Here is a 24,245-nt window from a genome sequence, read left to right on the forward strand (position 1 = left end):
TAAGAATGTCCAAATTAGTAACACTCTGTGCATTATTATGTACTTCTATGGCCAGTCTTGCCGGATTGGAAGCCCTTGATCAGCAAGCACTAACCAATACAGTGGGGCAGGGTGGAGCTGATCTTAACTGGACTTTATCTTTAAACCATGTTTATGCGACAGATTTAAGTAAAGATAAAATTTCTCGGCTTGATGGAAGTGGCAACCCGCTAGAAGTATTTTATGTTCTAGATCCCACCGCTTGTGGAGCAACAAAACAATTTTGCCGTCTGGCAATAGCGCCGAATAACCATGTCGATGCCAATGGAAATAAAAAGTGGTTAGTCTTTAAAGGCATTCAAGGCACGATTCAGATTGATAAGTTTTCGATCGATGGAACAACCATCATTAATCATCGTAATGAACCACAAACGGCGATGCAAATTACCTTTTATGATCACCAGCCTTTAAAGATCCGTAATTTAGGCTTTAATACAGTTTCCATTGAAACGGGTACAGGTGCTGGCGCCTTGGAAGGTTATGCCAATACAGGTGTTTATAGTACGTATACAGGGCGTACCTATAATGCCGATGGAACTTATACAACCGCGCCCCAAGATGTTCCTTCGTTTGATCAAGGTGCTGAAAAAGGATTTATGGGGTTGAACGTTCATGGAAATCTGCATACGTCAGGCAATTTGAAAATATTTGGTTATAACTGTACAGGTGGAGCACAAAGTCGTTGTTAGTAACAACGTCAAGTACAGCATAAGGATATATAAATGAAAAAAACAACAATAAAGTTGAAATTGCTAACGGTATGCATGTGTCTTATACAACAAGGTTATGCACTTGAAACTATTGAAGAGCAGGAATTGAGTGAAGTCACTGGACAAGATGGTATGGTGATTACTCATGAAATTTCTAAAGCCAGTATTGCTCAAGCCAATTGGTATGATCCAAATCCAACTGCCAACACTAAAATGGGTTTAGGTCTACATAATGTTGAGATTATTGGAAAAGATAATAAACCAATCATTAGTCAACTTGAAATAGATGTAGGTGCCACTTCACAAGGGGCAGGACTTCGGCTAGCTGCAAGTGTTTCACCGTTTCAAGCCACTGCAGATTTAAAATTGGTAAAGATCGCCTGTACGACCAATCCATGTAGTCAATCTGCGAATAGTATTCGGACTACGGGTACTCAATCTAATCAAACTTTGGGGGCATTAGGGATTAGTACCTCTACACCGCTTAGTGTGCTATTACAAACCAGTGCAGGTCTATTTAATAAAGATTCAATTGCTAGTATCGATTTTCAACTTAAAAATGCCACGATTAGTCATAAATTAGGTGAAAATAGTCTGATTTTGAATGACTTTAACTTTAACTTCGCGGGTCAAGGATATATGTACATTGACCCGGATGAAGGCGTGGTACTGACCACACGAAATGGCAGTCAAGATCATTATGTGGATCTAAAGCGTGCTGAAGATATTACTGATATCACGGCTGACCGGGTTAATCCGACCAATCCAGGGGTTAATATTGACTTGCGTTATAACACGCCAAATAATGAACGTAAAAATATTATGCGTTTAGGGGCTTCGGGTGCAGTCACTAACGCAAGATTATCGATGAGTGCCGATCAAACCCAGATAGGTACTTTTGATGTTAGTAACAAGGTGAATGGTGTACTAGAACGTCAGGACAAAGCTGCAACAGGTTACAGTGGCCTGGTCGGAGAAGGTGGGTTGAATCTAGGCTTGTCTGCAGATTTTACAGGTACTAATAGTACCGGGCATCCAGCAACTATGGCACCTACAACACTTGAGATTGGTCATACCGGTAAGGGAAGCCATGCTGTGCAATTCTCCAAGCTCAGACCCTTGACTACACGTAATGCTGCCGGTGCTTTACACGGTAAAAATGCTTATATCGACTTTGGAAATATATATATAAATACCATTACTGCAAAAAGTCTCGATTTCATAATCAATGAAAATATGCAAAAGACTTTAGGTAGTAGTAGCACTGTACTTAAACAGACACTCAGTACCACCACGAATGGAGAGGATTTTGCCTATATCGCCGTACGTGGAATGGATTTTCAGTCCATTGCTGCTAAAGCACGTTTCATATCCGATAACTCTTTAGCGGAAATTGGTGGCGATGGTGGTTCATGGGGAATCGGTATTCCTATTTATAATTTAAATGCCAATGTTGCCTTGTCTGGAACGACTTATGGAACAAACAATAAGCAAGCAATTGCGTATAACATTATGGCATCTACAGAAGGCTATGGAATTGACAAGAAAACCGGTTTACCAAGCACAACCTCGATTATATTGATTGATGGCAAGAATGGCGATCATGGTGAGGCTGTTAACTATTATGCTGGTTTTAGGAATATCGATGCTTTGATCAAGTCAGAAGGGATTATTAGTTATAAAGATGAAGGTATTTATATTCGCGCTGATAAGCTGCTGATTGGAGCCAAAGCTGAGCTTGCGATTGGTCAATTACCAGGATCTAAATATAATTGTACCAATGCATCGATCGCTAAATGCGGGAGCTATGTGCCTCATGATAATTTTTCTAAACGTGATGATGTCCTGACTAATATTGCTTTTAAACTTGATGGAAACGGCGAGCTCCTCATCATTCCAGGAGTGGATCCGACCAGCGATTCACCAGATACCAACTTCCTGTCATTTGATGCAAATTTTAAGTTTAGACCCCTTACCGCAGAAGAAACTGCAAATAAAGATAATCTGGGCAGCTATTTTAGTATCACCAATGAAGATATTGATTCAACCGGGGTATTAAAAACTTCGTCAATTAACTTTAACCGGATGGAAGGTCATTTGGGTGTCAAAGCAAAAGTTCGTGTTAGTGCAGATACAGTGACTTTGGATAATCAGGTCAAACTCAATTATGAAAATAATATTGCAACACCATTTAAAACCAATTTTGCCATGGCGACCAATGGCAATATGCAAAACATGGCAAGTATTGCACTGACTGGTGGAACCATTCGTAGCACGATGGGAATCACACCACGTTAAAAATCAGGATGAGAAAAATGAAAAAAATAATATTAAAAAGTCTAGTGGTAGCTATGATGGGCCTAAGTGGTCAGGTATCTGCATTAACCTCATTGGAAGACCAAGAGCTCTCAGAAGTCAATGGGCAGGCTTTATTGTCAATGGAGGTTCAGTCTGGATTTAACCAGATGGATAATCTAGGAGCTACTTATGACCAGAGTAATATCTCATTTTATAAATTAGGCCTGGAAGCCGAGATGGAAATTAATACCAATATAAAAAAGCTACAACTCGGGTGTGGCGGTGTTAATGGTGCAACCGGCTGTGATATTGATATTGATCATATTGCCTTAAGTGGTAATCCTACGAATGGCGCGGATCGTGCCGCGACTTCAGCTCTGATTACTAATCCATTTGTACAATTTGCCATAAAAAATCCAAATCAGGCATCTACACGTGAAGTTTTAGGTTTCCGTTTAAGTGCGGAAAAGATTTCAGGTCTATTGACAATGGGGACAGAAAATAGTGCTACACCAAATGGTATTAACAGTTTCAGTGGTTATATGAAAACAAAATCTTCATCAGGAGTTGCAACAACCGCTCCTCGTGTCATGGATTATGCTGCAACTGGAATGAATATTGAGGGCACGGTAAAAGGCACTATATTAGGTCAACCATTACCTCTGGATTTACATTACACATCTAGCAATTATGCTTTCCAGTTAAATTCTACAACAGCACCTTTTACTATTCCTGCTACGATAGTGTCAGGAACAAGAATGAAAGAAGTTGTACTAAAAGGGACAGGGACAGTAGGTCGTATTGATTTTAAAGGACCATTAAAAGCAGAATTATTGGATGGAGCATTAAAATTAGATAAAGATATTACAGGCTACTTAACCGGGCTACAGACAGACATTACCGTTAAACAAAATCTCGGACTTATTCATGCTTTATATTTAAATAATCCAGCTTCACTCTCCTTGCAATCCCAAAGCATTTTATGGCCTGGTGCAGCAGTCGCAGCAAAACAAGGGTGGTGGCTGGCAATGGAAGATGAAGTGGATTTAGGAAGTATTTCACCTTCATATAGTGTGCCAATTTCAGATGCTGTTTTAAAGCAAACTATTGCAGGAATTAACCATGATTTAACCACTAATGTGCGAGATTGTGGAAGTCTGGTTTTTGGTTGTGTGCTAGGAAGTGCACTTGATGTAAAGGAAATTAAAAATCCTGCGCTACTTGATTTCCCTCTTACTAATTTAACTTTACAAGGCCAGAACTTTAAACCGAACTGCTTTGGTGGACATAAATTCTGCTAAGTTTAGTTATAAAAAATCCCGCATTACGCGGGATTTTTTATAAGAAAGCAAAATTATTTAGCAATTTTTGCCAATAATTCTTCTTTCGAGATATTTACTGATTCAGCGTCACGGCGGCCTTTATATTCAAAGGTGCCTGCATCCAGACCTTTTTCACCAATCACGATACGGTGAGGAATACCTGTAAGTTCAAGATCAGAGAATTTCACGCCCGGACGTTCGTTACGGTCATCAAGTAATACGTCAAAACCTGCAGCTTGTAATTCAGCATAGAGTGCTTCCGCAGCTTCCATAGTTCGTGGAGATTTGTGTGCATTCATCGGCACAATGGCAACTTCAAACGGTGCAATGGCAGTTGGCCAGATAATGCCCTTCTCATCAAAGTTCTGCTCGATTGCAGAAGCCACCACACGCGTCACGCCAATACCATAACAACCCATGGTTACAGTGAATGGTTTGCCATCTTCCCCCAAAACTTTACAACCCAACGCTTCAGAGTATTTTTGACCTAACTGGAAGATATGACCCACTTCGATACCACGTTTGATTTGAAGCGTACCTTTACCATCTGGAGATGGATCGCCTTCAACCACGTTACGTAGGTCATAAACTTCAGTGAACTGCGCATCACGTTCCCAGTTTACACCTGTTGCGTGTTGATCTGCTGCATTTGCACCTGCAACAAAGTCAGACAATACAGATGCTGCAAGATCAACAATAACGCTTACACCTTTTTCGACCAGACCTTGAGGACCGACAAAGCCAGCAGTTAAGCCAAGGGCTTGCAGTTGTTCTTCAGTAGCAAATGTTAAAGGTGCAGCAATTAAAGGATGTTTTTCAGCTTTAATTTCATTCAGTTCGTGATCGCCACGAAGGAATAAAGCAACCACAGGTGCATCTTGACCTTCTTCAGTCGCAACACCTTGAACCAATAAGGCTTTTACTGAATGAGCAGGGTTCGTACCCAAGAATGCTGATACATCTGCAATGGTTTTTTGATTTGGTGTATCTACCCGTTTGAGTTCTTGTGTAGGTGCCGCACGTTCACCGACAAGTACTGCTTCTGCCATTTCAATATTGGCTGCATAGTCAGATTCAGTCGAAAATGCGATATCATCTTCACCGCTTGAAGCCAGTACGTGGAATTCGTGAGAACCTGAACCACCGATTGAACCGGTATCTGCTTGTACTGGACGGAAATCTAAACCAAGACGGGTGAAGATTTTGCAGTAGGCTGCATACATGTCGTCGTAGGTTTGTTGCAGTGATTCCTGGTTGGCATGGAAAGAGTAGGCATCTTTCATAATGAATTCACGTGAACGCATTACGCCAAAACGTGGCCGAATTTCGTCACGGAATTTGGTTTGTACTTGGTAAAAGTTTGCAGGCAATTGCTTGTAGCTTTTTAATTCGTTACGTGCAAGGTCAGTGATCACTTCTTCATGCGTCGGACCGAGAACAAATGGGTTGCCATGGCGGTCGTTGAAGCGTAAAAGCTCAGGACCGTATTGTACATAACGACCTGATTCTTCCCATAAAGATGCAGGTTGAGTCACCGGCATATAGACTTGAAGTGAACCGACTTTGTCCATTTCTTCGCGAACGATCGCTTCAACTTTATTTAATACGCGAACGCCCATCGGCAACCAGGTGTATAGACCTGAAGCCAACTTACGAATCATACCGGCACGAAGCATGAGCTGATGTGAAATAACCTCAGCATCGTTCGGGGTTTCTCTTAACGTTGCAAATAAAAAGCGACTCGCGCGCATGGAAACTGTCCTAAAAAATTAAGCGTTAAAGCAGGGATTATACAATAAAAAATGAGGTGAGCTTTTGGGAATGTCACCTCATTGTGTTGCATTAAATTATGCCATGATTTTACGTGCCTGACGCAGCATAAAATTCTTAAAGTCATCCAGGTAAGTAAAGATCACCGGCACCACCACCAGGGTCAGCAGGGTAGAGGTAATTACCCCACCAATCACCGCATGCGCCATCGGTGCACTTTGTTCACCACCTTCACCTAGCCCTAGGGAAAGTGGCACCATGCCCATGACCATCGCGCTGGTAGTCATCAGAATAGGACGCAAACGGGTTTTACCAGCGGCAATAATCGCATCATAACGGTCTTCGCCGCGGTCCATGGCTTTCTTGATGAAGTCGATCAGCAGAATCGCATTCTTGGTCACCAGTCCCATCAGCATGATAATGCCGATAATCGAGAACAGGTTCATGGTTGAGTTAAACAGGAACAAGGCCAGAAATACGCCAATCAGCGACAATGGTAGTGAGGCCATAATTGCCGCAGGATGGATAAAACTGTTGAACTGCGAACCGAGCACAATATAGATAAAGACAATCGACAGGGTAATCGCAGTCAGGGCATAACCTGCGGATTCTGCCATGTCGGCATTGGAGCCTTGAGTATCGAAACTATAACCCGGTGGCATATCAAAATTTTCTTGCAAGCGGCTGATATCCGTACCAATGTCGCCTGCAGGACGTCCTGAAGTATTGGCCTCGACCAGAACTTCACGTGCCAGATCACGTCGATTAATCTGCGAGGCGCCCAGTTTTTCTTCAAATTTGGCCACGCTCGAAAGCGGAACCAGAATCGGTTGATTATTGGCATCAGTTTTATTCGAGGTGATATACATGTTCTGTAAATCGCTAGGCAAGCTGCGCTGGTCTTCGGTCAGGCGCAGATTCACATCATAGGTTTCACCTTTTTCATCCTGCCAGGTCGTGACATCATCACCGGCAATCAGCGGACGCACTACATTGGCAATCTGATTGACCGATAAACCTAAATCACTGGCCAAGACGCGATTGATCTGTACATCAAGAGTCGGCTTGGGTTCTTTTAATGAAGTTTCCAGATCGACAATGCCATTAATCTTCGCCATTTCCGTCATAAAGCGATCGGAAATTTTTTGCAGTTCATCTAGATCCGGACCTTTAATCGAAATCATGATCGGCTTCTGGCCACCTGAAACGGTTTCATCGGCGGATGCCACCGAGGTAATGCTGATTCCTGCAACCGATTGTAGACGCTGGCGGAATTCATTATTCAGGTCATTCAGGGTCTTTTCACGTTCGGTACGCGGCGTTACAGTCACCCGTAAACTGACATGGTTTTTACCGCGGTCAGTTGCGCCATTAATCACCCCATAAGTGGCTTTGACATCCGGATGCTGACGAATAATCTGATCCACCTGCTGCAGTTTGGCTTGTGAATATTCAAGCGATGAATCGACCGGTGTTTCAAACTTGATCCGGATTTCGCCTTTATCCGGAACCGGTACAAATTCTGTACCAATCAGCTTGGATAAACCCAAAGCACCAAATAATGAAGCCGCAGCAATCATTAAGGTAATCAATCTGAAGCGCAAGGCCAGTTTTAATAATTTTTCATAGACATGGCTTAGATTGTCCAGCTTGCCGGAGATCCAGCTAAAGAAATGTTTCACCCGACCTGGTTTTTTATTTGGATCTTTTTTCTTTTCTGCCCAGTGCGCAGAAAGCATCGGGTCCAGGGTAAAGCTGACAAACATCGAGATCAGAACGGCCATACTCACCGTGACCCCGAACTGGTAGAAGAAACGACCAATAATTCCGCCCATAAAGGCAACAGGCAGAAATACGGCAACAATGGTCAGTGTTGTGGCCAGAACAGCTAAACCAATTTCTTTGGTGCCATCGAGTGCAGCAGTCACGTGATCTTTGCCCATGTCGGTATGCCGGACAATATTTTCACGCACCACAATTGCATCATCGATCAACAGACCAATACTCAAGGACAGCGCCAGTAAAGTCATCATATTGATGCTAAAGCCAAAGGCCCAGATAAAGGTCAGCGTGCCCAAGAGTGCAATGGGCAGAGTCAAACCGGTAATCACAGTTGAACGGAAAGAACCTAGAAAAAGTAGGACTATCAGCACAGCCAGTACCGCACCTTCAATAATGGTTCGGGCTACATCACCAATGGTGCCGCGGATACTTTTGGAGGAGTCCACCACCACTTGTAAAGTGGTACCTTGTGGAAGCTGCGCCTCAATACTTTCTAAAGCTGCATAGCTCTTGTCGACTACTTCAATGACGTTTGCATCTGAACTGCGCAAAATATCAATTGCCACTGCGGTTTTACCATTCAAAAAGGCAGCCGATTCCAGCTCTGCCTGACTGTCTTGAATATTGGCCACTTGTCTGAGGAAAATCGGTACGCCGTTTTTATTGGCAATAACCAGATCGCCGAAGGCGAGGGGATGCAGTACTTTGGAATTGATTTCAATGACCAGTTCCGAATTACCCGATTTAAGCGTCCCCCCCGGGACTTCAATATTTTCGGCCTTTAAGGTATTGATCACGCTATCTACACCAATGCCAAAGGCTTGCAGTTTTTGCGGTTCCACCTGAATCCGAATCTGGCGCTGCGCATCACCAAGCAGATTGACCGTTCCCACCCCAGGGACTGTGCGCAGTTGTGGCACAATCCGCTGATCCAGATAAGAACTGAGCGCTTTTACATCCATATTGTCGGATTCAAATACGATCGACATCACCGCATTCGCCGTCGGGTCATAACGTTCTACAATCGGCTCCTGAATCTCATCACGAAATTCAGCAGTTACAGAAGCGATTTTATCCCGCACGTCCTGAGCTGCTGTGGTAGATGTCACATCCAGATTAAATTCAGTGGTGATGATGGACAGGCCTTCACTGGACTGGGAAATGACCTGTTTTAAACCGGAAATGGTATTGATCTGATCTTCAAGTTTTTTGGTAATTTCCGATTCAACCGTTTCCGGAGAAGCACCCGGATAGTTGGTATAAATCACCACAAAAGGGAAATCGACATCAGGGAATTCTTCAACGCCCATCCGCTGCCATGAAGCCAGCCCCAGCACCATCAGGCAGAACATCATCATGATGGTAAAAACCGGATACTTCACACTAATTCGGGTAAACCACATATCAATGATCCTGTGTGAATGGCTTTAGTTGGCGCGAAGGGTGACAGTTTTTTGCAGATCAGCTTCGCTAAACTTCACCCGGCTGACCTGATCACCATTTTCCAGTCCTTGAACCACAGCAATGTTATCGCTATAACGCTGTTCCAAAACCTGTATGTTGACCTTGATAATTTTATTCTGGCGAATTACCCAGACATAAGGTTTATTCTGAATGTCTTGAATAGTATCTAATGGAATCAGCTGGCCAGAAATCTGTTGTGAACTCAGAATGTTGCCTTCAACGAAGGAGCCGATACTTAGCGAAGGAATGGTTTCATTCGGCGTGGCAAAGAATTCGATCTGGCGACTGGCCTGATCTGCAATGGGGGAAATCCGGCCAATTACGGCAGTGAGCCGATTTGGATTACCTTGAATGTTGTATTCGACTTGACTGCCCAGTCTTAAGTCTGATTGCAGATCACTAGGTACGCGTGCTTGAATTTCCAGCCGTTTCGGATCGACAATTTCAAACAGGGTTTGTCCAATGGCAACGGTTTGACCCGGTTCAACCTGACGTTGGGTAATCACGCCACTGATCGGACTGGTCATGGTGCCATCACGATCGGCTTTCTGGGCAATATCGACATTGGCTTGCTGGGCGCGGACATTTTCAAGCTGGGCCTGATAATCGACCTGACTTTGTTCATATTCTACTTTTGAAATAAACCCCTGATCGAGCAGACGCTTTTTACGCTGCATCATGTTGTGCGCCTGATTGGCTTGCGCTTGAGTTGAGGCCAGATTCGCACGCGCCTGTGCCAGACGAGCTGCATTGTCCTGATTATTCAGGCGTACCAGCACTTGTCCCTTGGCAACTGTTTGACCTACCTGTGCGTTTACGCTGGTGGCAGTAGCAGAGACCTGTGCTTGTATGCTGCTTTGATTGACTGCACGAATGGTGCCGGTGAATGCAGTTTTTTGAACTGAATTGCCAGATTGAACTGCAACTAGATCTTGAGGAATGACTTCAATGGATTTGGGTGTTTCGGTTTGCTGGACGGGTTCATTTTTATCACAAGCCACTAAAAACATATTTAAGCAAAGTGCACTCATGATCAGGATAGAGCGCGGGGAAGGCATATTTAAATCATGAGAATGCTGTGCAGTTTGCATAAGAGTCCTTTTAGCTGGCTGTGAATCAAAACCACAACCAGCTATTTGTATTTATTCAAGTGCTTTTAAACGGGCGATAATTTTGTCGTATTCTGCTTCCAGATTTCGATAGCGACTTTGTAAAGACTGAATATTTTCTTTTTGGGAAACGAGATTTTTCTGGTTGTTGTCTAGCATGGTTTTTAGATGTGCCGGTGTGGTTTTACCTTTACGTAAATATTCACGTTCCTGACGTACGAACATGACCCGATCTTTTTGCAGTTGCTTCATTTGTTCTTGCTGAAAATCAATCTGTTTTTTTAACTGGACCAGGCTATCGTTTTTTTTCTGTAAAGCGGTCTGGCTATTGCTATAAGCACGCTTGAGTTTATGATCTTCGGCAATCCGCTTAGCCTGTTGAGCACGCTGTGGCGCCTGTCTGATATCCGCTTCGGCATTATAAGGACGCGCACGTTTAATGACCTGCATATTCTGGTCAAGTGCTTCATAACCATAACGGATATGATTTGGTGTGACGTTAGTACTGATATTGGCCACACCCTTGCTGTCATAATAACGATACCAGGTGGCTTTTTGCGGGAGTTGGTTGCTACTCGCGCACGTTAAGCTCACCTGTAACAGTAGCAGCACAACAACAATGAATTGACCAGTCATTTTATTTTTATCAATGACAGCAAGTTTTCTTAAAAACTGACTCATCATTGGCTCCCCGAATTTAAAGTTGACTAAATTACTTATTTTAAAGTAATAATCTTGTTATATTAGACTTAAATTTATCAATAAAAAACTACCGTTAGTCAAAAAAAAACCAATAACGATAAGAAAATGTGAAGCTGTTATTAAAAATAAATGATTTTGTCTACTTGTGTAGAAAATGTTCATTGATAATACAAGTGACTTTATGTTAAAAATGTTTATCGATCGTAATAAAATAATCCTATGAGCCTTATGGCATATAGTTTCTAAAATGGGAAGGGTTAAACAAATGGACGATAAATTCCAAAATCTAAAAATTATGGTTATTGATGACTCAAAGACCATTCGTCGTACTGCGGAAACTCTTCTTCAACGCGAAGGTTATGAGGTCATTACTGCAGTAGACGGTTTTGAGGCTTTGTCAAAAATTGCCGAAGCAAATCCAGATATCGTTTTTGTAGATATTATGATGCCGCGCCTAGATGGTTACCAAACCTGCGCCTTAATCAAAAACTCTCAGAATTACCAGAATATTCCTGTGATTATGCTATCAAGTAAAGATGGCTTATTTGATCAGGCCAAAGGTCGTGTCGTGGGTTCAGATGAATACCTGACCAAACCTTTTAGTAAAGATGAATTGCTCAATGCAATCCGTAACCATATTAGTGCTTAATATTTGATTTTTTTTGGGGAATTGGCATGGCACGTATCCTAATTGTGGATGACTCACCGACAGAAACTTTTCGCTTTAGAGAGATTCTTTCTAAACATGGCTTTGAGGTGATTGAAGCAGCCAATGGCGCAGATGGCGTCACCATGGCACAGGCAGAATTGCCGGACCTAGTTCTGATGGATGTGGTTATGCCGGGTGTGAATGGTTTTCAGGCAACCCGTCAGATTGCACGTGGTGCAACGACCAAACATATTCCAATCGTGATTGTCAGTACCAAGGATCAGGCCACTGACCGTGTATGGGGCAAGCGTCAAGGCGCAGCGGATTATCTAACAAAACCAGTCGATGAAAAACAATTAATAGATGTAATTAAGCAGCACCTCAATGCAGGATAAGCTCTATGGCAGCAAATGGATTTATCGAATTGCTTCGCATTGCGAAACGGGGGAATAAAAACTACGTTTCCAATGGCAATGAAGTTAACCGATGGTCGGGCATTGCTTTTGAGATGATGGGGCAATATTTTGTTGCCCCGCTGGGGGAAGTATCAGAAGTGATTTATCCCCCAGAATATACGCCGGTACCCAAGACACAAGCATGGGTGTTGGGTCTGGCGAATATCCGGGGAAGACTGTTATCGGTTTCTGATCTGACGCAGTATGTATCAGGGCAGAGCAGTCAATTTTCACCGACTCAAAAAGTATTATGCATCAACCATAATGACCAGTATGTGGGTTTGGTCGTAGATCAAGTTTTGGGTATACAACATTTCAATAAGAAAAGTTTCTTTTCGAAGAAATCTGAATTGGATAAAAACTTACAAGAATATTGTCAGGGGTTTTTCCATCAGCACAACCAGCAGTGGCATGTGTTTTTATTCAGTCGTCTGTTGCAAAATCCAAAATTTATGAACGCATCTATAAAATTTATAAATTAAATGTCGCGCTCGAAAGTAAGCAAGGCGTCAACCGGGGAGAGGCTGCATGGGCTTTAAACTTAAAAAGAAAAATACAGGTGAGAGCACTGGCCGCAAAGGCGGTAATGCTTTTTTAGCTAAGATTCAAACGCAAGTAGATCAGTTATCACGTGTATTTGGTGATAGTGAAAAATCAAAACCGCTGATCTATGGAGCAGCAGGCTGTCTTTTAGCCGCACTGATCACTTTATTGTATCTTTTTTATAGTGTTCCACGTACCAACGAACTCACTCAAAGTCTGGGTGATTTGCGTCTCCTCTCGCAAACGATTTCGCGCCAAGCGACTGAAGCGACAGCTTCGGGTACGCCTGAGGCCATGAAGAACCTCACTAACTCGCAAAAAGCTTTTGCTGAAAATCTTGAGACAGTTAAAAGTATTCACTCTAACAATGATGCGTTGCAAGCTGTTGATAAACAGTGGACAGAAGTGTCGAGCAGTATTGATCTGATTACCTCGCAACAAAAGATTATTAACCAGTTATACGACACCAACATCGCGATTGGTGAAGCGATTCCGGGGATTCAGGCGGAATATAACTTGATGGTCGACCAGATGGCACGTCAAGATATGCCATCGAACCAGGTGGTTATTGCCAAAAACCAGGTATTCATTGCAGAACGTATCTTACGTTCAATCAGTTTGGTACTGACAGGTAATGATGGTTCACGTGAATCTGCGGATGACTTCAGTGCCGATACCGAAACTTTTGGTTCTTATCTGAATGCACAGTTAAATGGTTCTGCTGAACTGGGTGTACAGCGTATTGCTGATCCAACCCTGCGTGAATCTCTGGAAGGCATCAAGGCTGAATATGATGACGTACTGGAATCTGCATCAGCGATTATTCTGAAAAACTCTACACAGATCGTAAAAGTTCGTCAGGCAGCCGCATCTATTTTTTCTCAATCTGATGTGCTTTTGGACAACCTGAATAAATTATCTGGTAACTCAGGTCTTAAAACGGTTGTTCCGGCAGTCCTTCTGATCGCATTATTAGTCGGTTTCTTGCTGTGTGTATTCAAGTTACTTTCTCTGCGTGGCTTGTCGGATAAGCAGCGTGTAGGCCGTTTACAAGAAGAATATGACCGTAACCAGAATGCGATTTTACGTTTACTGGATGAGATCGCCGATCTTGCAGACGGTGACTTGCGTTCATATGCAACAGTATCTGAAGACTTTACTGGTGCAATTGCCGACTCGATTAACTTTGCGATTGACCAGTTACGTGACCTGGTATCGCGTATTACTGAAACTTCACAAGAAGTTGCGCAATATACTGCAACTACACAAAGCATTACCAACCAGTTAGCTGAAGCATCTGAGCATCAGGCACAAGAAATTGCTGGTGCTTCTGCAGCGATTAACGAAATGGCACTGTCGATTGACCAGGTATCTGCCAACGCCGATGAATCAGCGGTGGTAGCAGAGCGTTCAGTACAAATTGCTGCAAACGGTGCGGATGTCGTACATCGCTCGATTGAGGGTATGGACACGATTCGTGAACAGATTCAGGAAACTTCAAAACGTATTAAACGTTTGGGTGAATCTTCTCAGGAAATTGGTAACATCGTAGCCTTGATTAACGATATTGCTGACCAGACGAACATCCTGGCATTAAACGCAGCAATTCAGGCATCGATGGCCGGTGAAGCAGGTCGTGGTTTCGCGGTCGTAGCCGATGAAGTACAGCGTCTTGCGGAACGTTCAGCTTCTGCAACGAAGCAGATTGAAGGCCTGGTAAAAACCATTCAAACGGATACGAACGAAGCCGTTATTTCGATGGAACAAACTACATCGGAAGTTGTACGTGGTGCGAACTTGTCTAAAGATGCCGGTGTAGCACTAGATGAGATTCAAACGGTATCGAATAACCTGGCGAAACTGATTGCGAACATTTCTGATGCTGCGAAACTGCAGTCAGCATCTGCAGGTCATATTGCGACCACGATGAATGTCGTACAGGAAATTACCTCGCAAACCACCAGTGCAACCTTCGATACAGCACGTTCAGTATCTGAACTGGCAAACATGGCCGATGCATTACGTGAATCTGTATCTGACTTTAAACTACCAGAATAAAGTCAGACATGATGGGGAAATGTGTCTTGACCGCGGTTGAGACACATTCAGAAAATACAGATAAAGCCTCGACAAGATGTACTTAACTTCATACGTTAGGTATCGCGTGACGGTCACAATTAAGTTTGAGCGCCCTTCTTGGCGGCATAACGTAAGAAGCATGAGCTATGAAAGAAATATTAAAAAATTTAGTTGAAACGACAACGCTTCCTGAAGATAGTTATCTTGACCAAGATGCAGAAATTCTTGAAATTTTTGTTGAGGAAATCGAAGAGATCTTCGTTGAGTTAAATGCTTTATTTCCAGAATGGTTGACTAATCCAGATCATCAAGAAAATCTGAAGACCATTCGCCGCCATTTTCACACCCTGAAAGGTTCAGGCCGCATGGTCGGGGCAAAATCGGCAGGGGAAATGGCCTGGGCGGTTGAAGATACCTTAAACCGGGTTTTGTCCGGTTCGATTCAGCTAACACCGACGGTGCAAAAATTTGCCCAAGCGGTACTGAATGTCTATCAATATGCTTTATATCCAAAATTCAAACATGTACAGCAATTGGATCTCGACCTGCGTCCAATGGTGCTCTTGGGACAACAATTACAACAACAAATTTCGCCTGAGCCTGCATTGGAAGAATTACTGGCATTGGCAGTTCATTTGACTGCTGAAGGTCAGATGACAGGTCTTGAGCTTGCAGACAATGAGCCAAGTGAAGCTGAGCTAACAGTAGCGCCAGTAGAAGTACCGGTTCGCAGTGATATCGAAGAAACTGTGGCGATCTTTATTGAAGAAGCAGAAGAGCATCTGGAAACGATTGCCACCTTCCTTCGCACTGAAGATGAAAAATCACAAGATTATAATGCGCTAATTCGTGCGATTCATACCTTGCGCGGCAGTTCATCCATGGCGCAGATTGACCAGATTTTTGAGGCCAGCTCTAAAGTAGAGCATCTGTTCAAAACCCTGCTGCAAGATGAAATTGTCTCAACCTCAAAAGAAACTGCTTTACTGATTCAGTATGCCGAGTTTGTCAGTGACTATCTGCATTTGCTACGTCAGGGCAACACTGCAAAACTGGATGCGGTATACGCCACCTTTGAGCGTGTCTGGAATGATTATGGCTTTGCAGTTACTGAAACCAATAGCATTCAGACGCAAGGCTTGGTGTCCAAACTGGTTGAGCTGGATATTGATCTGTTATTGGATGCCGAGTTTGAATTTGATAAACGCGCCCAAGTCGATTATCCGGAATATATTCAGGCACTCAGCCAGCAGGCTGCAGAATTGCTGGCACATACAGAAAGCCGGGCAGCGCAGGGAATTCATGAATTCACTGCCGATCTGAAATCGGCTTATGATGCGCTGCTTGAAAAGCCAGTGCTGCTAAATAGCGATTATGCCTATGAATTGTTCGCACAGGCGCACCAGGAATTTATTCACTTATTTGATACCTTGGCCGCAGGACAGCGCGTCATTCTGAATGATGAGATTCAAAAAATACTCAGTGAACTGTCTGCATTTGTGCAGCAGGATCTCGAGATATTTGCTGAAGATACTAGTAATCAGAATATTGAGCTAAGCTCAGAGGCCACACAGGTGGCTGAGACTGTCGCGACTGGCAGTGTCGATTTTGCTGGTTTGAGCCAACGCATCGCTGCAGATCGTCAGCAGCAGCAAAGTGCTGAAACCAATCGTGATTTTGATGAAGAATTATTAAGTATCTTCCTGGAAGAAGCGGATGAATTGCTGGCAGGCATTGATGAAGATCTAAATACCTGGAGCAAAAAACAGGATGATACGACCTCACTGAACAATCTGATGCGTCATTTGCATACCTTAAAAGGTGGTGCAAACATGATCGCAGCATCGCATATCGGTTTGATTGCACATGAACTGGAAAGTATTTATGAGCGGGTGATCCGTCAGCAAATTGCCGTAACACCTGCTTTAATCCAGATTATTCGTCTGGTTCAGGATAACGTTTCCGATCGTATTCAATCCATTCGGGAAGACGGTATTGATTATCCTGCACCAGAAGCGATTGCGATTCTGCAAAATATTCAGGCATTGGTTTCTGGACAAGCTGTTGCTGCTGTGGAGAGCGCGAACACTGGAGTTAAAGTTGCAGAGGTCGAAGCGACATCAATTCCTAAACCGCAACTTGAAGAGTCAGCAACGACTGAACAGCCTGCAACTGATCTGGCTGAAGCTGAAGAATTACTGGAAATCTTGGAATCTCCTGAGGCCACTGAAGACACACCAGTAGAACGTGCTGAAGAAGACGAACTGAAATCGATTGTTGAAGAATCTTTTCTGGAAGAATCCGAAGAGATTCTGGCCAATGCCGAGAAGCTCCTCAATCAATGGTTTGATCAGCGTAGTGACCGTAGTTTATTGCTACAATTACAGCGTGCTGCCCACAGTATCAAGGGTGGTGCACGTATGATTGATGTTGAAGAAGTGGCCAGTATTGCCTATGAGCTGGAAACAACTTTCGAACAGTTTGCGGTCTATCAATTTAACTCGAATGCCTATGATGGCTTATTGCAGAAAACACTGGTCTGGTTAAGACAGGCGATTTTCCAGCGTGACTATAATGGTTTTGATCAGCTGCACAGCAGTCTGAAAAAGATTGCTTATGTGGACGTTACTGCGCAATTGCCTGAGCGTCTGGCGAAAACAGATAATATGGTGGTCAGCACCGACTTTGGCTTCGTTGAAGGTGATGGTACTGAACCGCCACAGATGATGGGTGAGTGGGCGAATAGCGGCACCAGCGATAGCAATAACGAGATGATCCGTATTTCTGCTGACCTGGTCGAGAAGATGATTGACCTGTCCGGTGAGAACTCGATTAACCGTTCGCGTATCGAGATGGACCTAGGGCAGCTGGGCAATACCTTGAACGAGATGGAACTGGCGATCAAACGTCTTGCCGATCAGTTACGTCGAATGGAAGGCGAGCTGGAATCACAGATTATTGCCAAACACGGTTCAGAGAACTCGCGCTATGCCGACTTTGACCCGTTGGAAATGGACCAATATTCCTCTCTAAATCAGCTGTCCAAATCACTGGCAGAATCGGCATCGGATTTAGTCGACTTCAAGAGTACGCTTGCCGACAAGATTCGCGAAACCGAAGGACTGTTATTGCAACAATCCCGTATTCAGGCCGAGATTCAGGAAAGCCTGATGCGTACCCGCCTGGTTCCGTTTGACCGGATGCTGCCGCGTTTACAGCGTATCGTGCGTCAAACCTCGACCACCTTGAACCGTCCAGCAGAACTGATCGTACAGAATACCGAAGGTGAACTGGATCGTAACATTCTCGAGCGTCTGGTCACACCATTTGAGCATATGCTGCGTAACGCGATTGACCATGGTCTGGAAGATACTGCAGATCGTATCGCACTGAACAAGCCGGAAGTCGGTTCGATTGTCTTGAACATCAGTCGTCAGGGAACCGATGTAATCGTGTCCTTTAGTGATGATGGTAAGGGGATTGATGCAGAGAAGATTCGTGAAAAAGCCCTGAGTCTGGATCTGATCAAAGCGGATCAAGCCATCGATCAGGAAGAAATCCTGCAATTTATCTTCCATCCTGGTTTCAGTACCGCGAAAGCAGTGACCCAGATTTCTGGTCGTGGTGTCGGTCTGGATGTGGTACAAAGCGAGATCAAATCACTGGGCGGCCATGTGTCAGTGAGCTCGGAACTGGGCAAGGGTACGGTCTTTACGATTCGCGTACCGACGACCGTAGCGGTCAGCGATGCCTTGATGGTGAAAGTGGGCGATCAGCAATATGCGATTTCTCTGGCGCAGATTGACAGAATCGTACGTATTGCACCGACCACATTGGAAAGCTATTTCAACAGTAAAGATGACTATTTCAAGATCGATGGCGCAAACTATAAGCTGCGTTATCTGTCTGAGTTTGTTGGCAACCAGCCGATTCCACGTCTGAATAATGTTGGTCATTCATTGCCGGTGCTGTTGATTAAAGGTAATAGTGGTCAAACCATTGCCTTGCTGGTCGATCAGCTGGTCGGTTCACGAGCGCAAATTGTGGTGAAACCGATTGGACAGCAGTTTGCCAATGTCGGAGTGGTGGCCGGTGCTACGATTCTAGGTGATGGTCAGGTCTGTCTGATTCTCGATGGACAGAATGTTGCCCGCCAGATTCAGGCGACACAGCGTATCAAACAACTGAATGATCAGCGTGATGGTTCGCGTAATTCCAATGCACGTCGTCTGGTGATGATTGTCGATGACTCGGTGACTGTACGTAAAGTGACGTCGCGTCTGCTGGAACGTCAAGGCTATGATATTGTCACTGCCAAAGATGGTGTGGATGCGATCGAGCAGCTTGAAAACGTCAGACCGGATCTGATGTTGCTGGATATCGAAATGCCACGTATGGACGGTTTCGAAGTGACCAATCTGGTTCGTCACCATGATATTCACCGTGACTTGCCGATTATCATGATTACCTCACGTACCGGTGAGAAGCATCGTGAACGTGCATTCAGCCTAGGTGTAACACATTATATGGGTAAACCGTTCCAGGAAGCGGAACTGTTGGCCAATATCCAACAACTGATTGCTGAAAAACAGGGGTAATATATGAGTCAGACCAATTCAAGCAATAAAATGGCTGATCAGATTAGCCAGCAGGAACTTCAGCATTTGATTACGGTATCGACCGGATTTATTGATGCCTATATTATTGATTGTCATGGCAAAGATCCGATGTTATTGCCACAAAACATTGTCCTGTCAGCACTGGATAGTAATACCCAGGTTAAGATAGTGGAGTGGCATGAAGCCCAATTGCCGGTCTATGCAGTGAATGATCCTTCACGTCAAAATGGGGTGGCATTGGTGATTGAGGGTGATGAAATCACTCAGCGCTTTGCCTTGATGTGCAATGAAATGCCGAAAACCATCCGGATCCGTATTTCTGAAGTGGTCGATGTCGATCAGCCGGTGAATGATCCTGCCATCTTTCAATATGTGCGCATGAACGAACAGCTGTTCCATATTCCGAATATGACGAATATTCAGGCTGCAATCGGGCCGTAATTCAAACTATAAAATATAAAAAAGGAACTTCATGGAGTTCCTTTTTTATTACGTCATCTATTTATTTAATTCCCAAGTAAGTTGACCAAGATCTGCTCATAAATTTCAGCCAGTGGCTCTAGGTCTGCAATATCGACATGTTCATTGATCTGATGAATCGTGGCATTTAATACGCCAAGTTCCAGAACTTGTGCACCTGTAGGCGCAATAAAGCGGCCGTCTGAGGTGCCACCCGAAGTCGAGAGTTCGGTTTCAGTCCCTGTCACATTCAGAATGGCGGTTTTAGCTGCATTTACCAGGTCACCGACCGGGGTCAGGAAAGGGAGGCCAGATAAAGTCCAGGAAACATCATAGTCCACACCATGACGATCCAGAATTTCCAGTGTACGGGATTTAAGTTCTTCGGCAGTCACTTCAGTTGAATAACGCCAGTTGCACAATAGGTTCATGGTGCCGGGAACAACATTGGTTGCGCCTGTACCTGCATTGATATTGGAAATCTGGAAGGTCGTCGCCGGGAAATATTCGTTGCCATGATCCCAGACTGTGTCGCACAGTTCAGCAATCGCTTTAGAGGCGGTATGAATCGGATTCACGGCCAGATGCGGATAAGCCACATGACCCTGTTTGCCTTTGACTGTGAGATTGGCATTCAAAGACCCACGACGGCCATTTTTAACAATATCACCTAGTTTGTTAGTGCTTGAAGGTTCACCAACCAGACACCAAGTGATTTTCTCATTACGTGCTTCCAGTGTTTCAATCACTTTCACCGTGCCATTAATCGACGGGCCTTCTTCATCTGAAGTAATCAGGTAGGCAATTGAACCTTTATGATTCGGATATTTTTCAACAAAACGTTCTGTTGCGACTACCATGGCTGCCAAAGCCGTCTTCATATCGGCACTGCCACGACCATAAAGTTTGCCTTCACGGATTTCAGGTAAGAAAGGATCTGAGTTCCAGGCATCCAGATTCCCCGTTGGCACGACATCGGTATGGCCAGCAAAACAGAAGACCGGACCTTCTGTGCCTTTGCGTGCCCAGATATTATCTACATCTTCAAAGCGCATGGATTCAATATTGAAGCCAATCTTCTTTAAACGTTCAGCCATGATGTTCTGGCAGTCATGATCAATCGGTGTGACAGAAGGCTGACGTAATAGTTGCAGGCTTAAATCGAGGGTAGCGGAAGAGCTCATACGGTATTCAACAGTCGATAGTTTTTTCGGTTCTATAATAGGCGAATATAGGCTTGAATGTGAACGACTGATATAAAAAAACCCTATCTGAGATAGGGTTCTGTGAGCATTTAGGAAAAAACTAGTTTTGACGGATTTCGTCAGAAGTTTTTTCAGCAGTATTGGTTACCGCATCGCCAGCCTTAGACACATCTTTGCCCATGCCTTTTACAGTGTTACAGCCAGTCAATACAAAAGCCATCATTAATGAAGCAGCAAGAATTTTTTTCATCATCATCTCCGTATAATCAATAATAAAATTATTATGATGTGGGACTTAGAGTAGAAAATATACGCGCTAAAAAATATGTGGTTTTCATAGTGCTTCGGTTAATAAATGTAATGCATTATAGGGGTTTATGCGATGGATGCTGGATCAGCACCGGATTGCGATACATATAAAAGTCATTGCTATCGACCATCTTATAGAGGCCATCTGTCCACCAGATCGCAGCTGAACTGCTCGGCCGGGCTTGCGGATAAATCCATTCATGCCGTTGCAGACGATAGAAACCGTGCTGTGCAGCAGGAATATGCTGTCCCCATACGCCCAGACGACGCTCGGTATTGATCCATGAGGGAATTGGCTGATCGGCATGATGTGTAGGCAAATATAGCTGTCCCTTGAGGACGCAATACCGTTTTTGAATGGGATGCTGCAAAGCCTCATCAAACTGGAATTGTTTTTGTGTGAAATGTTTCATTTTTCTGATTAAAGTATCGGTGCGGTTCAGGCCATACCAATGCGGCAGACTAAAATCGGCTTCGGCCAGATAATACTTCAATGCCACTTCCCAATGTTCAATTTGTCCTGTAGCAGTATTCAATAGCAGAAAATCCAGCTCACCCAAGGTCTTGGCACCCTCAATTTTTTGCAGACTATGGCCAAGCAGTCGATAGGGGTGATAAGCATCATCGAGTAACCAGAACCAGACCAGCATTTCAAAACGCAGCCCTAAACGCGTGCTTTTTAGTTGCTGCACAAATTCGATTAATTCTTCTGGATGCTGATCAAGAAATTCCAAGCGTGGATGATAACGGCTAAGATGTTGCTGCCAGGTTTGGCTGTCATGCAGTTCAAAACGATGTATGAGCTCAAGTTCATCTGGAACATGGGACAAGATATTCGGACTGCCAACAGCAAATGCCAGTTGACGCACCAGAGGATGTTGATAACGTTGCCATGCTTCTACAAGATTTTGGTTTAAATTGGAAAAGGGCATAGTACAACCTGTGAAAAGTGCAGAAATACAACGGACAGTATCGGAAAACGCTTTATACTATCTGAATTCTGCGGCTAGGGTTGATGTATGAAAGTGTTGTTTTGGCGAAGTCTGGTGGTGCTGTTTGTGATCCTGGGCTTTATCGGTGCAATCCTGCCGGGTATGCCAACAACGGTCTTTTTGATTCTGGCGGCCTGGGCGGCATCCAAAGGCTGGCCGCAAATGGATGACTGGTTATTGAATCATCCTAAATATGGTCCGACCTTAAGAGATTGGCGCGCGCATGGTACTGTACCGCGTAAGGCCAAATGGCTGGCCAGTATCATGATGCTGATCAGCGGGATCATCATGCTGTTTACCACAGCACCCTTGGCCGTAAAAGCCTTTACCAATGTTACTATGCTGATCGTCGCGATCTGGTTATGGCGACGCCCTGAACCGAATCAGATCATTATTCAGCAAAATACAGTCGACCCAGAAAAGACAGATCTACAAACTCCGCAATCTGTAGATAGCAAATTAAACCCTATAGAGCCAAATAAAATAGAGTCTGAGAATAACAAGTCATGAATATCTTGCATCTGGATCAAGCCGATATCCTGATTGATCTTGCCCAACAAAAACTGTATCTGCCCCGTCTAAACAAGCAATATCTGATTTCCAGTGGCAAAAATGGCATTGGCGAAACTGAAAATAGTGGCCAGACTCCTCGTGGCTGGCACAAAGTCGCTGAAAAGTTTGGTCAGAATGCTCCCTTAAATAGTGTATTTGTCGCACGTCAGGCGACGGGTGAAATTTATAATCCCCAATTGGCAGCAGAATTTCCGCAGCGTGATTGGATCCTGACGCGCATTTTATGGCTGAGTGGCCTTGAGGCAGGTTTTAATCAAGGGGAGGGCTGCGATACCTATCAGCGTTATATCTATATTCATGGCACCCCAGAAACCGAAAAGATGGGAGAGCCGCTGTCGCACGGCTGTATTCGTATGCGTAATCCGGAGGTCGCTGAATTATTTGACCTGATCAGTGAAGATGCACTGGTTTATATCTCAGAACAGACATTAGATCTGGAAAAACTAAATGTTTCGAAAAGCGAATAAAAGTTAGATTTTAAGATCATGTGAAAATGATTTTGTTTTTATGGGCTGAATCTGCTTGATCTTGATGGAGACAGCAGAAAAGATTGATTAATCTGATCCAGATCCTATTTTCATGGCATAGAACAGGTTGAATCATCCTCTAAAGCTTAAATTTATCGCTATTTCCCACTTAAAAATAAATGACAGTTACAAGATTACATGAACACAACGTCGAGTATTTTAAAGCTTTGTATAATCCTTAATCAGAATTGCAATATGTCGTGTGGTTAGACTGAAACTTCGCAGGGTAAAACACAAAATTTCGCTTCAATTTTCATTTTGAAAATTAAAAAATTTCGGTAGAGACTTAAAAAATAAACAAAAAGTGTTGTTTTTTTTAACAAACAACCTATTTTTTAATCACTCACACCTAAAAAGTGGAAAACATTCCGAAAAGCGTTTGACAGGCTGTGCAGATTCTCTATAATGCACCCATCAAACGATGATAGACGTTTAGAAAGGGCGCTTAGCTCAGTTGGTAGAGCGTCTGCCTTACAAGCAGAATGTCGGCGGTTCGATCCCGTCAGCGCCCACCAAGCTCTTTCATGTTGAGACCTTATAGTTGCAGCGGTAGTTCAGTTGGTTAGAATACCGGCCTGTCACGCCGGGGGTCGCGGGTTCGAGCCCCGTCCGCTGCGCCACTTTAAGATCTTGATTTTC

Annotated in this window: 17 protein-coding genes, 2 tRNA genes and 1 pseudogene; 13 read left to right on the forward strand and 7 right to left on the reverse strand. The window is 43.9% G+C overall.

Annotated elements, in window-relative coordinates:
• Positions 1 to 5: 5 nt before the first annotated feature.
• The 3 genes from MWG72_RS00680 to MWG72_RS00690 are packed head-to-tail and all read left to right on the forward strand — an operon-like array spanning position 6 to position 4,348.
• The gene (locus tag MWG72_RS00680; protein WP_247143033.1) at positions 6 to 728 is read left to right on the forward strand and encodes a hypothetical protein; all 723 of its coding nucleotides are present in this window, start codon (positions 6 to 8) and stop codon (positions 726 to 728) included.
• Between the two features lie 33 nt (positions 729 to 761).
• Positions 762 to 3,047 (forward strand): hypothetical protein, encoded by a 2,286-nt coding sequence (locus MWG72_RS00685; RefSeq protein WP_247143034.1) that lies wholly within the window; start codon positions 762 to 764, stop codon positions 3,045 to 3,047.
• Between the two features lie 17 nt (positions 3,048 to 3,064).
• A complete protein-coding gene (locus MWG72_RS00690) occupies positions 3,065 to 4,348 on the forward strand; it encodes a hypothetical protein (protein ID WP_114541003.1) in 1,284 nt (427 codons plus the stop codon).
• Positions 4,349 to 4,401: 53 nt separating this feature from the next.
• On the opposite strand, the gene MWG72_RS00695 is transcribed toward MWG72_RS00690, so the two are convergent.
• From MWG72_RS00695 to MWG72_RS00710, 4 genes are all read right to left on the reverse strand, one after another.
• Entirely contained in the window at positions 4,402 to 6,120 is a 1,719-nt protein-coding gene (locus tag MWG72_RS00695; RefSeq protein WP_247143035.1) for a proline--tRNA ligase, read from the reverse strand.
• A 96-nt stretch (positions 6,121 to 6,216) separates the two neighbouring features.
• Positions 6,217 to 9,324 carry an efflux RND transporter permease subunit gene (locus MWG72_RS00700; protein WP_247143036.1) on the reverse strand — a complete coding sequence of 1,036 codons (3,108 nt, stop codon included), beginning with the start codon at positions 9,322 to 9,324 and terminating at the stop codon, positions 6,217 to 6,219.
• Between the two features lie 24 nt (positions 9,325 to 9,348).
• On the reverse strand, positions 9,349 to 10,476 hold the full coding sequence (locus MWG72_RS00705; protein ID WP_247143037.1) for an efflux RND transporter periplasmic adaptor subunit: 1,128 nt from the start codon (positions 10,474 to 10,476) through the stop codon (positions 9,349 to 9,351).
• A gap of 51 nt (positions 10,477 to 10,527) precedes the next feature.
• Entirely contained in the window at positions 10,528 to 11,175 is a 648-nt protein-coding gene (locus MWG72_RS00710) for a hypothetical protein (protein ID WP_005247844.1), read from the reverse strand.
• A 286-nt stretch (positions 11,176 to 11,461) separates the two neighbouring features.
• On the opposite strand from MWG72_RS00710, the gene pilG reads away from it, so the two are divergent.
• From pilG to MWG72_RS00740, 6 genes are all read left to right on the forward strand, one after another.
• A complete protein-coding gene (gene pilG, locus MWG72_RS00715) occupies positions 11,462 to 11,845 on the forward strand; it encodes a twitching motility response regulator PilG (protein ID WP_004280711.1) in 384 nt (127 codons plus the stop codon).
• A 26-nt stretch (positions 11,846 to 11,871) separates the two neighbouring features.
• Positions 11,872 to 12,240 (forward strand): response regulator, encoded by a 369-nt coding sequence (locus MWG72_RS00720; RefSeq protein ID WP_004280710.1) that lies wholly within the window; start codon positions 11,872 to 11,874, stop codon positions 12,238 to 12,240.
• A gap of 5 nt (positions 12,241 to 12,245) precedes the next feature.
• The gene (locus MWG72_RS00725) at positions 12,246 to 12,782 is read left to right on the forward strand and encodes a chemotaxis protein CheW (protein ID WP_004280709.1); all 537 of its coding nucleotides are present in this window, start codon (positions 12,246 to 12,248) and stop codon (positions 12,780 to 12,782) included.
• A gap of 46 nt (positions 12,783 to 12,828) precedes the next feature.
• Positions 12,829 to 14,901, forward strand: coding sequence for a methyl-accepting chemotaxis protein (locus MWG72_RS00730; RefSeq protein ID WP_247143038.1), 2,073 nt, complete (start codon positions 12,829 to 12,831; stop codon positions 14,899 to 14,901).
• A gap of 167 nt (positions 14,902 to 15,068) precedes the next feature.
• Entirely contained in the window at positions 15,069 to 19,520 is a 4,452-nt protein-coding gene (locus tag MWG72_RS00735; protein WP_247143039.1) for a hybrid sensor histidine kinase/response regulator, read from the forward strand.
• Positions 19,521 to 19,523: 3 nt separating this feature from the next.
• Positions 19,524 to 19,982: a hypothetical protein gene (locus MWG72_RS00740; RefSeq protein WP_247143040.1), complete on the forward strand. Its 459-nt coding sequence runs from the start codon at positions 19,524 to 19,526 to the stop codon at positions 19,980 to 19,982.
• Positions 19,983 to 20,047: 65 nt separating this feature from the next.
• Here the strand turns inward: MWG72_RS00740 and dapE are convergent, their stop codons facing one another.
• The 3 genes from dapE to MWG72_RS00755 all read right to left on the reverse strand — a co-directional run bounded on the left by dapE (position 20,048) and on the right by MWG72_RS00755 (position 22,446).
• Positions 20,048 to 21,184: a succinyl-diaminopimelate desuccinylase gene (gene dapE / locus MWG72_RS00745; RefSeq protein WP_005106258.1), complete on the reverse strand. Its 1,137-nt coding sequence runs from the start codon at positions 21,182 to 21,184 to the stop codon at positions 20,048 to 20,050.
• A gap of 121 nt (positions 21,185 to 21,305) precedes the next feature.
• Positions 21,306 to 21,458 (reverse strand): entericidin A/B family lipoprotein, encoded by a 153-nt coding sequence (locus MWG72_RS00750; RefSeq protein ID WP_004280704.1) that lies wholly within the window; start codon positions 21,456 to 21,458, stop codon positions 21,306 to 21,308.
• 112 nt (positions 21,459 to 21,570) lie between these two features.
• Complete coding sequence (locus MWG72_RS00755; protein WP_247143041.1) at positions 21,571 to 22,446, reverse strand: DUF1853 family protein; 876 nt, start codon at positions 22,444 to 22,446, stop codon at positions 21,571 to 21,573.
• An 87-nt stretch (positions 22,447 to 22,533) separates the two neighbouring features.
• On the opposite strand from MWG72_RS00755, the pseudogene MWG72_RS00760 reads away from it, so the two are divergent.
• The 4 genes and pseudogenes from MWG72_RS00760 to MWG72_RS00775 form a co-directional block, all read left to right on the forward strand.
• Positions 22,534 to 22,887, forward strand: a pseudogene (locus MWG72_RS00760) (YbaN family protein); the annotation flags it as partial.
• 125 nt (positions 22,888 to 23,012) lie between these two features.
• A complete protein-coding gene (elsL, locus tag MWG72_RS00765) occupies positions 23,013 to 23,546 on the forward strand; it encodes a cell wall-recycling L,D-carboxypeptidase ElsL (protein ID WP_247143042.1) in 534 nt (177 codons plus the stop codon).
• A 499-nt stretch (positions 23,547 to 24,045) separates the two neighbouring features.
• A tRNA-Val gene (locus MWG72_RS00770) sits at positions 24,046 to 24,121 on the forward strand.
• A 28-nt stretch (positions 24,122 to 24,149) separates the two neighbouring features.
• Positions 24,150 to 24,226 (forward strand) — tRNA-Asp (locus MWG72_RS00775).
• The last annotated feature ends 19 nt before the right edge of the window (positions 24,227 to 24,245 follow it).

It is taken from the genome of Acinetobacter lwoffii (assembly GCF_022967985.1).
Lineage (GTDB): Bacteria > Pseudomonadota > Gammaproteobacteria > Pseudomonadales > Moraxellaceae > Acinetobacter.